18 protein-coding genes are annotated in these 14,319 nt (G+C 59.2%); 10 read left to right on the top strand and 8 right to left on the bottom strand.

Features of this window, described 5'->3' with window-relative positions; genetic code table 11:
- The first annotated feature begins 87 nt into the window (after positions 1 to 87).
- Positions 88 to 390, top strand: coding sequence for a DUF7693 family protein (locus BLU24_RS12565; protein WP_093106623.1), 303 nt, complete (start codon positions 88 to 90; stop codon positions 388 to 390).
- 737 nt (positions 391 to 1,127) lie between these two features.
- Here the strand turns inward: BLU24_RS12565 and BLU24_RS12560 are convergent.
- A complete protein-coding gene (locus tag BLU24_RS12560) occupies positions 1,128 to 1,664 on the bottom strand; it encodes a cysteine hydrolase family protein (RefSeq protein ID WP_093100630.1) in 537 nt (178 codons plus the stop codon).
- Positions 1,665 to 1,731: 67 nt separating this feature from the next.
- A complete protein-coding gene (gene ggt, locus BLU24_RS12555) occupies positions 1,732 to 3,459 on the bottom strand; it encodes a gamma-glutamyltransferase (RefSeq protein WP_090284310.1) in 1,728 nt (575 codons plus the stop codon).
- A gap of 150 nt (positions 3,460 to 3,609) precedes the next feature.
- Between ggt and BLU24_RS12550 the strand changes: the two genes are divergently transcribed.
- Positions 3,610 to 4,125: a methylated-DNA--[protein]-cysteine S-methyltransferase gene (locus BLU24_RS12550; protein ID WP_093100627.1), complete on the top strand. Its 516-nt coding sequence runs from the start codon at positions 3,610 to 3,612 to the stop codon at positions 4,123 to 4,125.
- 1 nt (position 4,126) lies between these two features.
- On the opposite strand, the gene BLU24_RS12545 is transcribed toward BLU24_RS12550, so the two are convergent.
- The 3 genes from BLU24_RS12545 to BLU24_RS12535 all read right to left on the bottom strand — a co-directional run bounded on the left by BLU24_RS12545 (position 4,127) and on the right by BLU24_RS12535 (position 6,376).
- Positions 4,127 to 4,717 (bottom strand): NUDIX domain-containing protein, encoded by a 591-nt coding sequence (locus BLU24_RS12545; RefSeq protein ID WP_093100623.1) that lies wholly within the window; start codon positions 4,715 to 4,717, stop codon positions 4,127 to 4,129.
- Positions 4,718 to 5,082: 365 nt separating this feature from the next.
- Positions 5,083 to 5,718, bottom strand: coding sequence for a lytic polysaccharide monooxygenase auxiliary activity family 9 protein (locus BLU24_RS12540; RefSeq protein ID WP_093100620.1), 636 nt, complete (start codon positions 5,716 to 5,718; stop codon positions 5,083 to 5,085).
- 220 nt (positions 5,719 to 5,938) lie between these two features.
- On the bottom strand, positions 5,939 to 6,376 hold the full coding sequence (locus BLU24_RS12535; protein ID WP_093100617.1) for a hemerythrin domain-containing protein: 438 nt from the start codon (positions 6,374 to 6,376) through the stop codon (positions 5,939 to 5,941).
- A gap of 146 nt (positions 6,377 to 6,522) precedes the next feature.
- Between BLU24_RS12535 and BLU24_RS12530 the strand changes: the two genes are divergently transcribed.
- The gene (locus BLU24_RS12530; protein WP_093100614.1) at positions 6,523 to 6,948 is read left to right on the top strand and encodes a GNAT family N-acetyltransferase; all 426 of its coding nucleotides are present in this window, start codon (positions 6,523 to 6,525) and stop codon (positions 6,946 to 6,948) included.
- A 116-nt stretch (positions 6,949 to 7,064) separates the two neighbouring features.
- Here BLU24_RS12530 and BLU24_RS12525 read toward each other — a convergent pair whose 3' ends face one another.
- Complete coding sequence (locus BLU24_RS12525; protein WP_093100611.1) at positions 7,065 to 7,415, bottom strand: hypothetical protein; 351 nt, start codon at positions 7,413 to 7,415, stop codon at positions 7,065 to 7,067.
- A gap of 134 nt (positions 7,416 to 7,549) precedes the next feature.
- Between BLU24_RS12525 and BLU24_RS12520 the strand changes: the two genes are divergently transcribed.
- From BLU24_RS12520 to BLU24_RS12490, 7 genes are all read left to right on the top strand, one after another.
- Positions 7,550 to 7,879: a DUF6388 family protein gene (locus tag BLU24_RS12520; RefSeq protein ID WP_093100609.1), complete on the top strand. Its 330-nt coding sequence runs from the start codon at positions 7,550 to 7,552 to the stop codon at positions 7,877 to 7,879.
- Between the two features lie 173 nt (positions 7,880 to 8,052).
- Positions 8,053 to 8,445: a sulfurtransferase complex subunit TusD gene (gene tusD / locus BLU24_RS12515; protein WP_093106620.1), complete on the top strand. Its 393-nt coding sequence runs from the start codon at positions 8,053 to 8,055 to the stop codon at positions 8,443 to 8,445.
- A complete protein-coding gene (gene tusC, locus BLU24_RS12510; protein WP_093100606.1) occupies positions 8,446 to 8,802 on the top strand; it encodes a sulfurtransferase complex subunit TusC in 357 nt (118 codons plus the stop codon).
- Positions 8,802 to 9,095 carry a sulfurtransferase complex subunit TusB gene (gene tusB / locus BLU24_RS12505; protein WP_093100603.1) on the top strand — a complete coding sequence of 98 codons (294 nt, stop codon included), beginning with the start codon at positions 8,802 to 8,804 and terminating at the stop codon, positions 9,093 to 9,095. Before tusC ends, tusB begins: the two co-directional genes overlap by 1 nt.
- On the top strand, positions 9,092 to 9,427 hold the full coding sequence (locus BLU24_RS12500; RefSeq protein WP_090284330.1) for a TusE/DsrC/DsvC family sulfur relay protein: 336 nt from the start codon (positions 9,092 to 9,094) through the stop codon (positions 9,425 to 9,427). Before tusB ends, BLU24_RS12500 begins: the two co-directional genes overlap by 4 nt.
- Entirely contained in the window at positions 9,424 to 10,425 is a 1,002-nt protein-coding gene (locus BLU24_RS12495; RefSeq protein WP_093100600.1) for a glycosyl transferase family protein, read from the top strand. The genes BLU24_RS12500 and BLU24_RS12495 overlap by 4 nt, the downstream gene beginning before the upstream one ends.
- 91 nt (positions 10,426 to 10,516) lie before the next feature.
- Positions 10,517 to 11,518, top strand: a complete 1,002-nt coding sequence (locus BLU24_RS12490; RefSeq protein WP_093100597.1) for a glutathione S-transferase family protein — start codon at positions 10,517 to 10,519, stop codon at positions 11,516 to 11,518.
- 117 nt (positions 11,519 to 11,635) lie between these two features.
- Here BLU24_RS12490 and cysG read toward each other — a convergent pair whose 3' ends face one another.
- Positions 11,636 to 13,030 (bottom strand): siroheme synthase CysG, encoded by a 1,395-nt coding sequence (cysG, locus tag BLU24_RS12485; RefSeq protein WP_093100594.1) that lies wholly within the window; start codon positions 13,028 to 13,030, stop codon positions 11,636 to 11,638.
- Positions 13,031 to 14,311 (bottom strand): serine--tRNA ligase, encoded by a 1,281-nt coding sequence (gene serS / locus BLU24_RS12480; protein WP_093100591.1) that lies wholly within the window; start codon positions 14,309 to 14,311, stop codon positions 13,031 to 13,033.
- Positions 14,312 to 14,319: the final 8 nt, after the last annotated feature.

The following is a 14,319-nucleotide window of genomic DNA, read 5'->3' as shown; positions in this document are numbered from 1 at the left end:
CGGAATTGTTCCGTGTCGGGCCAGTGATCGCTGACAGGTGCCGAGCCGCGCCTTATGCTGGCGCCTCATTTTTTGATTGAGCTCGACATGTCGTCATCTTTGACCGCCCGCGAGGTTTGTCAGCGTCTGCGTGAAGCGGCGCTGGGCATCCTGACTTTGGACGTCTGCGCAGGACCTGATGCGACCGGCCTGGTCACGGTCGATATCGAAGGCTGGCGTCTGCTGCTGGATTTTGCCGGTCAACGATTGCATCACTGTGAATATGCCCGCAGTCCTGAAGGCCATGAGGGTGCGCTTGAATCGTGGCAGCGTTATGGCACGGACCCGGTGAGTCTGCTCAGTACCTGGGAACTGGCGCAGGTTGAGTGGTTGTTGCTGGCGGATCGTTAATCGGCGGCAGCGATGTGTCAGTTGTTGGTGATTTGGCTGGGCTGACGCCATCGCGACTAGGCTCACTCCTACAGGTTTTGTGGTGGGCTCGCGTTTGAGGACAACGAGGACCATTGTGGGAGCCAGCCTGCTGGCGATGGCGGTGTGTCAGGCACTGAGGATTTGGCTGGGCTGAGGCCTTCGCGAGCAGACTCACTCCTACAGGTTTTGTGGTGGGCTCGAGTTTGCGGGCAACGCAGGATCACTGTGGGAGCCAGCCTGCTGGCGATGGCGGTGTGTCAGGCACTGAGGATTTGGCTGGGCTCACGCCTTCGCGAGCAGGCTCACTCCTACGGGTTTTGTGGTGGGCTCGAGTTTGAGGACAACGAGGATCACTGTGGGAGCCAGCCTGCTGGCGATGGCGGTGTGTCAGGCACTGAGGATTTGGCTGGGCTGACGCCTTCGCGAGCAGGCTCACTCCTACAGGTTTTGTGGTGGGCTTGAGTTTGCGGGCAACGCAGGACCAATGTGGGAGCCAGCCTGCTGGCGATGGCGCTGTGTCAGGCACTGAGGATTTGGCTGGGCTGACGCCATCGCGAGCAGACTCACTCCTACAGGTTTTGTGGTGGGCTCGAGTTTGCGGGCAACGCAGGACCAATGTGGGAGCCAGCCTGCTGGCGATGGCGGTGTGTCAGGCACTGAGGATTTGGCTGGGCTGACGCCTTCGCGAGCAGGCTCACTCCTACAGTTGTCGGGTGTTATTTGAAGTGGATGGTTTGCGCTGGCTTGACGTCGGTCCGCGCCACGGAGCCGGTGAGGGCGGCGAAGTCCTTGTTGTGTTCGGCAATGATGTCTTCGGCGCTCATCGTACCGTTGTCGACGGTCGAATGCGCGTCTTGCGCGACGACTACGTCATAGCCCAGTTCATGGGCGCGGCGCACGGTGGCATTGACGCAGTAATCGGTCTGCAGGCCGCAGATCACCAGGCGCTCGAAATCTTCGCTGGGCAACAGCTTGCCCAGGTCGGTCTGGTAAAAGGAATCGCCGGTGGTCTTGTTCACACGCAGATCTGTGGGGGAAATCAGCAAGCCTTCGGCGAGTTGCCAACCCTCTGCATCGCGAACGAACGCACCGTCCTTTTCTTCATGTTGAATCAGCACCACCGGAACCCCGGCCTCGCGAGCGCGGCGGCTCAGGTCATTGATCCCAGAGATCACGCGGTCGACTTCAAAACACTGATATTCACCAGCACACAGAGCCTGCTGGACGTCGATGATCAGTAATGCGGTGGTCATGTCGAGCCTTCCTTGATCAGTCCTTGAGAATGGGACGGACCTGAGTCCGCCCCTTTTTTTACTCCGCTCAATAGCCCAATGACAAGCCGGTATTGCGCCGTGGATCGTTGGCACCGTAAAAGCGGTTCTTGCCCACCGGTTTGCCGCCCAGCGCCGGTGCACCGACCAGAATCGCAGCGATATGGTTAGGGTCCTGCGGGCCAGCGAATTTGTGGCCCCAGCTCTCAAGTAACTTTTTCGTATCGGGGCTGGCGGCGAAGTCTTCGAGGTTGGTTTCCTCGGGCATCCACTGTTGGTGGAAACGCGGAGCGTCGACGGCTTCCTGCAAGCCCATGCCGTAGTCGATGACATTGAGCATGGTCAGCAAGGTCGCCGTAATGATCCGGCTGCCGCCCGGCGTGCCGACCACCATCACCACTTTGCCGTCCTTGGTGACAATGGTCGGGCTCATCGACGACAAAGGCGCCTTGCCCGGCGCGATGGCGTTGGCCTCGCCCTGCACCAGACCGTACATGTTCGGCACGCCAACCTTGGAGGTGAAGTCGTCCATTTCATCGTTGAGGATCACTCCGGTCTTGCTCGCCATCACGCCCGCGCCGAACCAGTCGTTGAGGGTGTAGGTGACCGACACCGCATTGCCCCACTTGTCGACAATCGAATAGTGCGTGGTGTTGCTGCCCTCATGTGGCGCGACGCCGGGTTTCAGTTCAGCCGACACGCCGGCTTTCTGCGGCTGGATCGCGTCACGCAGTTTGGTCGCGTAATTCTTGTCCAGCAGATGTTCGATCGGGTTTTTGACGAAATCCGGATCGCCGAGATAGCTGTTGCGATCAACATAAGCGTGGCGCATCGCTTCGATCTGATAATGCATGCCCTGGGCGGAATGGAAGCCCAGATCCTTCATCGGATAGCCTTCGAGAATGTTCATGATCTGGCAGATCACCACGCCACCGGAACTGGGCGGCGGTGCCGAGACCACGTGATAACCGCGGTAATCGCATTCCACCGGAGCCAGTTCGCGGGTCTTGTATTTGTCGAGGTCGGCCTGAGTGATGATGCCTTTGTTGGCCTGACTGGAGGTCACAATCGCATCCGCGACCCAGCCTTTGTAGAAGCCGTCTGCGCCTTTTTCGGAAATGCTGCGCAGGGTTTTGCCGAGGTCCTTCTGCACCAGTTTTTGCCCGACTTGCATCGGTTCGCCGTTGTGCAGGAAAATCGATCCGGAATCACGCATGTCCTTTTTGAACACGTCCGTGGCGTACTCCAGCAGCTCGACATCGCCCTGCTCCAGGGCAAAACCGTCTTCGGCCAGTTTGATCGCCGGTGCGATCATTTCCTCTCGCGCTTTGGTTCCGTACTTGCTCAGTGCCAGCTCCATGCCGGACACGGTCCCGGGCACGCCAACCGCCAGGTGCCCGCGGGTACTCAACTCAGGAATGACGTTGCCGTCCTTGTCCAGGTACATGTTCGCCGTTGCCGCCAGCGGTGCTTTCTCGCGAAAATCAAGAAAGGTCTTGCGTCCGTCCGCCAATTGAATGGTCATGAAACCGCCGCCACCGAGGTTGCCTGCCGCCGGATACACCACCGCCAGCGCATAGCCCACCGCGACCGCCGCATCGACGGCATTGCCGCCGCTTTTCAAAACATCGACGCCGACATGAGTGGCCAGATGTTGTGCGGTGACCACCATGCCGTTTTCCGCAGCGACCGGTGCCACCGACGCGGCGTGAGCCATAAGACAGCTGAGTGCCAGGGACGTCGCAATCAGCGACTTGGCCAAAGGTTCGTACTTCATGAGTCGATCTCTTTTTTGTTTTAGGGGACGGCGCAAAACCACGTGCAGTGTTTCAAGCGCAATCAGCAGTATGGTCGGCTTTACGTATTGCGCCTCTCTGTTGCGCCGCTATGCTGGACGCTGTTCACACTTTCCAGCGGGGTTGCACTGATGCCTTACACATTCATCACCCTGCCCTCGCCGGTCGGCGAGCTGAAGCTGGTAGCGAACGGTTCGCGACTGGCGGCCATCCTCTGGGAAAACGACAAACCGAATCGGGTACGCCTCGGGCCGATGAGCGAGGCACCGGGCAATCCGGTCCTGCAAAACACCGCCCGGCAGCTCGATGAATACTTTTCCGGGACTCGTGTTCGCTTCGACCTGGAACTCGACTTCGCTGGCACGCCTTTTCAGCGGCAAGTCTGGGCTGCATTGCTGACCATTCCGTTCGGCGAAACCCGCACCTACAGCCAGATCGCCGAGCAAATCGGCAACCCGACTGCCGTACGGGCCGTGGGCGCGGCGAACGGGCGCAATCCAATCTCCATCGTCGCGCCATGTCATCGGGTGATCGGCGCGTCGGGGAAGCTGACCGGTTTCGCCGGCGGGCTTGAAGCAAAAGAGCGGCTGCTGACCCTTGAGGGTGGCCAATGGTCGCCCATTGGCAAAACCGGCGAACTGTTCTGATTCAAGCACCGAACAGATTATTCATCGCTGCGTACTGCAACAGCATGATGGTCTTGGCATCGCAGATCTCACCACGCTGAAACGCCGCCAGCGCCTCGTCGAATGCCCATTCCAGCACTTCCAGCTCCTCGGTTTCCTCCTCCAGTCCGCCACCGTCGCTGACCTTTGAGGCCGCGTCGTATTCGGCGATGAAAAAGTGCAATTTTTCGGTCACCGAACCCGGGCTCATGTAAGCCTCGAACACCTTCTTCACATCGTGCACGCGATAACCGGTTTCCTCCTCGGCTTCATCGCGGATACGTTGCTCTGGCGCCGCGCCTTCGAGCAAACCGGCCGCCACTTCGATCAGCAACCCGTCATGGCCGTTGACGAACACCGGCAAGCGGAATTGCCGGGTCAGTACTACCGTGCGTTTGTCGCGGTTGAACAAGAGAATCGCCGCGCCGTTTCCGCGATCGTAGACCTCACGGGTCTGACGCTGCCATTCGCCATTGTTGCGGTGATAGTCAAAGGTGATCTTCTTCAATAAATACCAGTCGTGGGACAACACCTGAGTGTCGACGATATTGACCCGCTCGGCTGTGTTGGACATGACGCCTGATCCTTTAGTCATTGATGGCCTCCGGGCCTGCAAATGCCCGGTTCTTTGAACAAAAAAACCAACCATATATCGCCCTACATAGCATGTCGAACCGTCCTACAGACACTGCCTATTTCCTCGCCCTCCTCGCTGATCTGCAACCCAACAGCGAAAACTTCTCGAGTATCTGAGCGACCTCGAGCTGGAGGCGCTGCCTGCTCTGTTTTCCAGTGACGCATAGCCCTTTGAACAAAAGCCCGGCAGCGCTACCGGGCTCGTTCATGTACCGTTAAATAGCCATGAAGTCTCCACTGATAAAGTCGTCATGGAGCACTGCTTGATCCTTTCAAGCAATTATTCTCGAGGCCATCACCCCCTCATTTAAAATCAACATCAAACGCCTGATAAAACGCATTACCAGTATTGGCAACGATCCACATCAGCACGATGACGTGACGACCCTTTTTGCTTGTCGGCAGTATCACCTCGTGGTCGACCTTGGCTTTCAATTCCCCCGCATGGCTGTAATACGGGACCTGCGGATAGAAGTCTTCGAAAAACGGTTGCGCCTCGAGTTGTGAGCGGGTGATGCGTTGCTGCGGATCCCAGCCATCCCGGGTAATCAACCAGCGATAACCACGGGTGGTGTGTGGCGCTGTGTATTGCCATTTGATCTGAAGGGTTTGACCGGCAGTGACATTGAGCAGCGGCCATGCAAACGGACGACCGAGCTTTTTGCTCATCTCGGCATCGGTGAAGTTCACACAGTCGCGTGCATCGTCTTTACCGCCGCTGAGGATGTAACCGTCGGCAGGTGGCGCAACGCTGGCCAAGTCGGTTTCATACGGTGGCGGAAACGGCCCTGCCACCAGCGCCGGAAAGTTCTTGCCACCCTCCATCTCGTTGACCTGCCAGCCACCCAGCAAGCCGAGATCGATTGCCACCGCACCGCGACTGGCCGGAGAAGTCACGCGGCCGTGTTTCAGTTGGTTCTCTGGTATTGCCTGATTCATGATTTTCACTCCATTGATTGATGACTCTCCTTCCCGAGGAGAGGACCTCAAGCTAACGGAGGTGAATTTTTTGTCCATTGGCGAATTTGTCGCGGTCAGCGAATTGCTGCCAACCAAACGCCGCAAATACTGGATACATATACAGTCATAGACGACAACGCCCACGCGCGATGACGGCAAACGATTACAGCGCAACACTACAAAGGCTGCCGTCCGATATTCAGGTGAGCTGAGCCTGAAACTCCTTCTCATACTGCCCTGCCAACTGCTCTTTTTGCTTGTCATCAAGCAGTTTCCCGGCCATCTGAAAGAACTTATGCTCTTCTTCCTCAAGGTGATGATGAACCTTGTCCGACAGCTTCTTCGCCGTCGCCAGCCACGCGGGGCTGGACATCTCGGTTTCGTCGAGTTCTTCCATCATTTCGTCCATTTCATGGTGCTCCGCGATGGCATGACGGCTCAGGTCTACGCCTTCATCCATTGCCATCAACGGAATATAGAAATGGCGCTCTTCCGCGGTTTCGTGGGCTTGCAGTTCAGCTTTCAGCTGTTTGTAGGCCTCGACCCGCTCCGGACTGTCGCCGCTGGTTTCGATCAGGGCTTTGGCGTAGCTGCGCTGGCGCTCGTGGCTTTCACGCAGGGCTTCGAAAATATTCATGGGGGTCCTTGTTGGCGGCGTTCGGGAATGACGCTGTAAACGCTAGACCCCGGCGCAAGCGAAGCGGTTCCAAAGCGTGGGCAAGCGCTTGGAAAATGAGCGCCGGGCAGGATAGGCTGCGAGTTCCTAAAACAAGGAAGTCCCGCATGAATCTGCGCATCGAGTTGTCAGAAAATCCTACAGAAGACGAACGACAAGCCATTTTGGCGCCGCTGCATGCCTACAACGTGGCGAAGGCCGGAATTGCGGTTGCAGAGCCACTTACCCTGCTGGTACGTGACGATGACGGCAAGATTCTCGGCGGGCTGTATGGCCGGCTCGCATGCCAATGGCTATTCGTCGATCTGCTCTCAGTACCTGAAGCAGGACGGGGTCAAGGCATTGGTTCGAAGCTGATGCGCATGGCCGAAGACCTCGCGCGGGAGAAAGGCTGCATCGGCGCCTGGCTCGACACGTTCGACTTCCAGGCACCCGGGTTCTACAAGAAACTCGGGTATAGCCAATTTGGTGAGATCGTCGACTATCCACCGGGGCACAAGCGGCATTTCTTTCAGAAGCGCTTTGCAGGGTGAGCGTAGCGGCGCTTTCGCGAGCAATCTCGCTCCACAATGGTTTGGTGTCGATCACACATCCAGGGTGGGAGCGAGCCTGCTCGCGATGGCGGCACAAGCCGCACCGCTAAACTGGGCTAGAGACAAGTAGCCAGCGCCGCCAACCGGCGCTTGGCAATAAAATCGTCCTTCTGCGCGTAGTAATTCAGTGTCGTGCCCGAAGCGTCAGTGATTACGTCGACGAACGACTCGGCCGAACGCGTGTACACCGTCGTGCCGCCTGAACTGCGCGGCTCCATATACGCCGCTGCATCCACGCCGAACACCGCCTCATCCTGCCAGCCAAACTGCACGCACTGTGCGACGACTTTTTCGGCCTTGTCCGAGGTCAGAACCTTATAAGGGGTTTTGGTCCGGGCATCGTTCATCACCGAACCCGCACAGCCGGCGAGCATCGTGGCCGTCAGCGCTAACATCAGAATTCGCATCGCATTCGCTCGTTGGCAAAAAAGCGGACTGTATCACCGCAATCGCCGAAATCGTTCTGCTTTACTGCATTTATCGCGCGACAGACGCACAGCGCTGCGGCACCCTAGAGTCATCAGTCTTACAAGGAAAACACATGGCGCCTACCGATCAGCGACATGAGCATGCTCTGAAATTGTTTCTCGACGCACGTCCCGAATTGCGCGAAACCCTCGACCACCTCAACCCGTTGCTGGCCCAGGCCAAGGGTGAAACCCAGGCGCAGTATCGTGAAGAACGACTGCATGAAGCGTTTGAAGCCGAGGCGGAAAATCAGGGGTTGTTTGCCTGGGAGCTGACGTTGCAACTGACGGCAGATTCGCCAGAGGAATATCAGGCGCAGCGTCTGGAAGTGCACCGCGAAGTCGCGGAAATGGCCGGGATGGATTGGCTGGAATATTGCGATTTGTATGGCATCAAGCCGTAACCAATCGTAGGAGTGAGCCTGCTCGCGATAGCGGTGTGTCAGGCGAATATCTTGTGAACGATACACCGCTATCGCGAGCAGGCTCACTCCTACAGGGATATGCATCAACTTCGGTTTCGCGGCAGCCTGCATAAAGCTTTATCATGGCCGCAGTTTTGCTGATCGAGTCCGTCATGAAGTTCGCCATTGCGCTGTTTTCCGCCGCCCATGCGCCCTCCTCGCGCCGCGCCCTGCTGTTTGCCCAGGCGGCGCTGGCCAGTGGGCATGAAATCGTCCGGCTGTTTTTCTATCAGGACGGCGTCTATAACGCCTCCGACGCGCTGGTCACGCCGCAGGACGAACTGGACCTGCCCAAGCAATGGCGCACATTCATCGACGAGCAGAAACTCGACGGCGTGGTGTGCATCGCCGCCGCCCTGCGCCGCGGTGTATTGAACGCGGAAGAAGCCAAGCGCTATCAGCGTGAGGCGGTATCGATCAGTGCACCGTGGGAATTGTCCGGCCTCGGTCAGTTGCATGACGCGGTGCAGGATGCCGATCGCCTGATCTGCTTCGGAGGCGCGTAAATGGCCACATCACTGTTGATCATCAGCCGTCAATCGCCCTGGTCTGGCCCCGGCGCTCGCGAAGCGCTGGACATCGTGCTGGCTGGTGGTGCGTTCGATCTGCCGATCGGTTTGCTGTTTCTCGATGACGGCGTGCTGCAACTGGCCGCGGGGCAGAACGCCAAAGCGCTGCAGCAGAAAGACCTCAGCGCCAATCTGCAAGCGTTGCCAATGTTCGGGGTCGAGGAGTTGTTTTATTGCGCAGAAAGCGCCAACGCGCGTGGGCTCGGAAAACTCTCCCTGGACGAAGCGCAGGCGCTTTCTACCGAACACATCACCGCCCTTATTGACCGCTATGACCAGGTGATCACCCTCTGATGTCGACTTTGCATGTGTTGTCTCACTCCCCTTTCGGCGACGATCGCCTGAGCAGTTGCCTGCGCTTGCTTGGCAGCACTGATACGTTGCTGTTGTCCGGCGATGCGGTGTACGCCTTGCAACCGGGTAGCGCGCCGTTTTTAGCCCTTCAAGACAAAAAAATCAGCCTGTTTGTGTTGCTTGAAGATGTACAAGCACGTGCGATCGGGATTCCGGACTGGGCCGAGGCCATCGACTACCCGGCCTTCGTCGAGCTGTCGATCCACCACGACAAGGTCAACAGCTGGTTATGAATGCACTGACTGTCGGCGCCCGCGCCATCGAACTGGACAAGGACGGTTTCCTTGTCGATCTGAGCGACTGGTCAGCCGAAGTCGCCAGCGCCCTGGCCGCCGCAGAAGATATTGAGTTGACTGCCGAACACTGGGAAATCCTCGAATTGCTGCGCAGCTTCTATGCCGAATTCCAGCTATCCCCCGCCACTCGCCCGCTGATCAAGTACACCGCGTTAAAACTCGGTGCGGAAAAAGGCAACAGCCTGCACCTCAACCGACTGTTCAAAGGCACCCCTGCCAAACTCGCCGCAAAACTGGCGGGCCTGCCCAAACCGACGAATTGCCTATGACCGACTTCCCAGCATTGACCCTCGAAACGCCCGCCGAGCACCCGTTCGCGCAATTCGTGCGCATTCTCGGCAAAGGCAAGCGCGGCGCGCGTGATCTGACGCGCGAGGAGGCCCGCGAAGCCATGGGCATGGTGCTCGATGACAAGGTCGAAGACACCCAGCTCGGCGCTTTTCTGATGTTGCTGCGGCACAAGGAAGAAAGTGCCGAGGAAATGGCCGGTTTCACCGAAGCCCTGCGCGAACGCTTGCAGGCGCCAGCCCTGAACGTTGATCTCGACTGGCCTACCTATGCCGGGAAAAAACGCCATTTGCCATGGTATCTGCTGGCCGCCAAGTGCCTGGCGCAGAACGGCGTGCGCATCTTCATGCATGGCGGCGGCGCGCACACCGCCGGGCGGCTGTACAGCGAACAATTGCTGGGCGAACTGAGTATCCCGTTGTGCCGTACCTGGCCGCAGGTCGGCGACGCGCTGGATAACGGCGGACTGGCGTTCATGCCGCTGGTGGACTGGGCGCCACAACTGCAAAAGATGATCGACCTGCGCAATACGCTTGGCCTGCGTTCGCCGATTCATTCGCTGGCGCGGATTCTCAACCCGCTGGGTGCGCGATGCGGCCTGCAAAGCATTTTCCATCCCGGTTATCAGGCAGTGCATCGCGATGCCAGCGGCTTGCTCGGCGACACCGCGATTGTGGTCAAGGGCGATGGCGGCGAAATCGAGATCAACCCGGACGCCACCAGCCATCTCTACGGCACCACTGGCGGGCAAAGCTGGGACGAGGAATGGCCGCAGCTGTCGGCGCAACGCCATGTCAAACCGGCGACGCTGGATGTCGCGCATCTGAAAGCGGTGTGGCGTGGTGAGGTGGTCGACAGCTATCCGCAAATGGCCTTGATCGCGACCATGGCACTGGCCTTGCGCGGCCTTGGTCAGAACCGTGAGCAAGCCTTCGCCACGGCCGAGCAGTACTGGACCGCGCGAGACAAATCGATTTAACCGATCATTCACGCCCGATCTTTGCGCTTTTTGTTCGAACTCATCGGAATAGACTCGGCTCCAATGAATATTGGTTTACGGAGTCTGAATCATGGGTTTACTCGTCGATGGCCGCTGGCAGGACAAGTGGTACGAAAGCAGCAAGGACGGCGCGTTTCAGCGCGAACAGGCTCAACGCCGCAACTGGGTCACCGCCGACGGCGAGCCGGGCCCGAGCGGTGAAGGCGGCTTCGCTGCCGAAGCCGGGCGCTATCACCTCTACGTTTCGCTCGCCTGCCCGTGGGCGCATCGCACCCTGATCCAGCGCAAGCTCAAGGGCCTGGAAAGTCTGACCGACGTCTCGGTGGTCAGTTGGCTGATGCTGGAAAACGGCTGGACCTTCGACAAAGCGCTCGGCTCGACCGGCGACAAGCTCGACGGCTTCGATTACATGCACCAACGCTATACCGCCGACACGCCTGATTACACCGGGCGCGTCACGGTCCCCGTGCTGTGGGACAAGAAGCTCAAGCGCATCGTCAGCAACGAATCCGCGGAAATCATCCGCATGTTCAACAGCGCATTCGACGCACTGACCGGTAATGACCTCGACTTCTACCCGGCGCCGTTACGCAGCGAGATCGATGCGTTGAACGAGCGAATCTATCCGGCAGTGAACAATGGCGTGTACCGCGCCGGCTTCGCCACGTCGCAGCAGGCCTATGAACAAGCGTTCGATGAGGTATTCGCCGAACTCGATCATCTGGAACAACTGCTGGGCGCCAATCGTTATCTGGCCGGCGAGTACCTGACGGAAGCCGATGTGCGTCTGTTCACCACGATGATCCGCTTCGATGCGGTGTACCACGGCCACTTCAAGTGCAACCTGCGCCGGATTGCCGATTACCCGAATCTGTCGAACTGGCTGCGTGAGATGTATCAGATCGAGGGTGTTGCCGAGACGGTGGATTTTCAGCACATCAAGAATCACTACTACGGCAGTCACAAGACCATCAACCCGACGGGCGTGGTGCCGAAGGGGCCGGAGCAGGATTTTACTGCGGGCCATGATCGGGCACGGCTGGCGGGCAAAGGGGTTTGGCGCCGGGGTTAAGAGATCAGGTGTTTTTGAAGGCCCCATCGCCAGCAGGCTGGCTCCCACATTGGATCTGTGTCGTGCACAAATCCCTGTGGGAGCCAGCCTGCTGGCGATTGCGGGCGCCTCGGTCTTTCAGACCTGCGCCTGAGCCCCTTCAAACCACGCCAGTTTCTCGCGAAGTTGCACCACTTCACCGACGATCACCAGTGTCGGAGCATGTACTTCGTGCTCCGCGACCAGTCGCGGCAAGTCGGCCAGCGTGCCGGTAAAGACCCGCTGGTTGACCGTGGTACCCTGCTGGATCAACGCCGCCGGGGTGTCCGCCGAACGACCATGCTTGATCAATTGCTCGCAGATGATCGGCAGCCCCACCAGGCCCATGTAGAACACCAGCGTCTGCGCCGGCGCGACCAGGTCGGACCATGGCAGATCGGTGGAGCCGTCCTTCAAGTGGCCGGTGACAAAGCGTACCGACTGCGCGTGGTCGCGATGAGTCAACGGTATCCCGGCATATGCCGCGCAACCGCTGGCGGCGGTAATCCCCGGAACGACCTGGAACGGAATACCGTGAGCCGCGAGCTCTTCGATCTCTTCGCCGCCACGCCCGAAAATGAACGGGTCGCCGCCCTTCAGCCGGACGACACGCTTGCCGGCCTTGGCCAGATCGACCAGTTGCTGATTGATCTGCTCCTGCGGCACCGCATGCTCGGAACGGCGCTTGCCGACGTATACCCGCTCGGCATCGCGACGGCACAGTTCGAGGATTGCCGGAGCAACGAGGCGGTCGTAGAGCACCACATCGGCCTGCTGCATCAGACGCAAGGCCTTGAAGGTCAGCAAATCCGGATCGCCCGGCCCGGCACCCACCAGATAGACCTCGCCGGTGGTCACCATTGCTTCGCCATCGATCTTGGCTTGCAGCAGACGCTCGGCTTCGGCGCCCTGCCCGGCTAGTTGCCGATCGGCAATCGGCCCCTGAAAAACGTCTTCCCAGAAACCGCGACGCTGCTGCACATCCGGAAACAGGTTTTTCACCTGATTGCGAAACCGCGCAGCGAGCCCGGCCAGATGACCGTAAGTCGAGGGAATCCAGGTTTCGATCTTGGCGCGAATCAAGCGCGCCAGCACCGGCGCGTCGCCACCGCTGGACACGGCGATGATCAACGGTGAGCGATCGACGATCGCCGGGAAGATCACGCTGCACAGGGCCGGCGCGTCGACTACGTTGACCGGAACGCAACGTCGATGCGCGTCTGTCGAGACTTGCGCATTGAGCGTTTCGTCGTCGGTGGCGGCGATGATCAGCCCGCAGCCATCGAGATCCGTCTCAACATAGCCACGCAGCACACATTCGCCGCCACTGGCAGCGACGAGTTCGGCCAGTTGCGGTTCGATTTCAGGTGCGACCACCCGCAGCAGCGCACCGGCATCGGCCAGCAGGCGGGATTTGCGCAAGGCAATTTCCCCCCCACCGACCACCAACACACGACTGCCGCGCAGGTTGTGAAACAGCGGCAGATATTTCATTTAGCCGATGACCTCAAGGCCACCCATGTACGGCTTGAGTACGTCCGGTACACGGATCGAACCGTCAGCCTGCTGGTAGTTTTCCAGCACCGCAACCAGCGTACGGCCGACCGCCAGACCGGAACCGTTCAAGGTGTGTACCAGCTCTGGCTTGCCGGTTTCCGGGTTGCGGAAGCGCGCCTGCATGCGGCGAGCCTGGAAATCACCACAGTTGGAGCACGAGGAAATTTCGCGGTATTTGTCCTGGCTCGGGATCCACACTTCCAGATCGTACGTCTTGACCGCGCTGAAGCCCATGTCGCCGGTGCACAGCGCCAGGGTGCGGTATGGCAGACCGAGCAGTTGCAGGACTTTTTCAGCGTTGGCGGTCAGGCTTTCCAGCGCTTCCATCGACTGCGACGGCTCGACGATCTGAACCATTTCGACTTTGTCGAACTGGTGCTGACGGATCATGCCGCGCGTGTCGCGACCCGATGCTCCGGCTTCGCTACGGAAGCACGGAGTGTGGGCAACGAATTTGATCGGCAGCAGCTTCGAATCGACGATTTCGCCAGCAACGATGTTGGTCAGCGACACTTCGGCGGTCGGGATCAGGTACAGATCGGCTTCGCCTTCGCGAGCGATCTTGAACAGGTCTTCTTCGAACTTCGGCAATTGACCGGTGCCTTGCAGCGCCGGCGCCTGAACCAGATAAGGCGTGTAGGCCTCTTCGTAGCCGTGCTCGTTGACGTGCAGGTTGATCATGAACTGCGCAAGCGCGCGGTGCAGACGGGCGATCGGGCCACGCAACAGGGCGAAACGTGCGCCGGACAACTTGGCCGCGGTTTCGAAATCCAGCCAGCCGAATTTCTCGCCCAGGGCAACGTGGTCTTTCACTTCGAAATCAAACTGCGTCGGGGTGCCCCAGCGGCGCACTTCGACGTTGTCGTCTTCGTCCTTGCCGACCGGCACGGATTCGTGCGGCAGGTTGGGAATGCCCAGCAGGATCGCGTCCAGTTCGGTCTGGATCGCGTCCAGTTCGACTTTACCGGCGCTCAACTCACCCGCCATGCGCTCGACATCCGCCATCAGTGGCGCGATGTCTTCACCGCGCTGCTTGGCCTGACCGATGGATTTGGACCGCGCGTTACGTTCAGCCTGCAGTGCTTCGGTGCGGGTCTGGACGGTCTTGCGCTGTTCTTCCAGCGCTTCGATGCGCGCGGTGTCCAGGGCAAAGCCACGGGAAGCCAGGCGGTCCGCTACGTCCTGAAGGTTGCTACGTAACAGTTTGGAATCGAGCATGTCGGTTT

It is taken from the genome of Pseudomonas sp. Z003-0.4C(8344-21) (genome assembly GCF_900104975.1).
GTDB lineage: Bacteria > Pseudomonadota > Gammaproteobacteria > Pseudomonadales > Pseudomonadaceae > Aquipseudomonas > Aquipseudomonas granadensis.
Note: the sequence above shows the minus strand (reverse complement) of the source record. Positions and strands in the feature narration are given on the sequence as shown.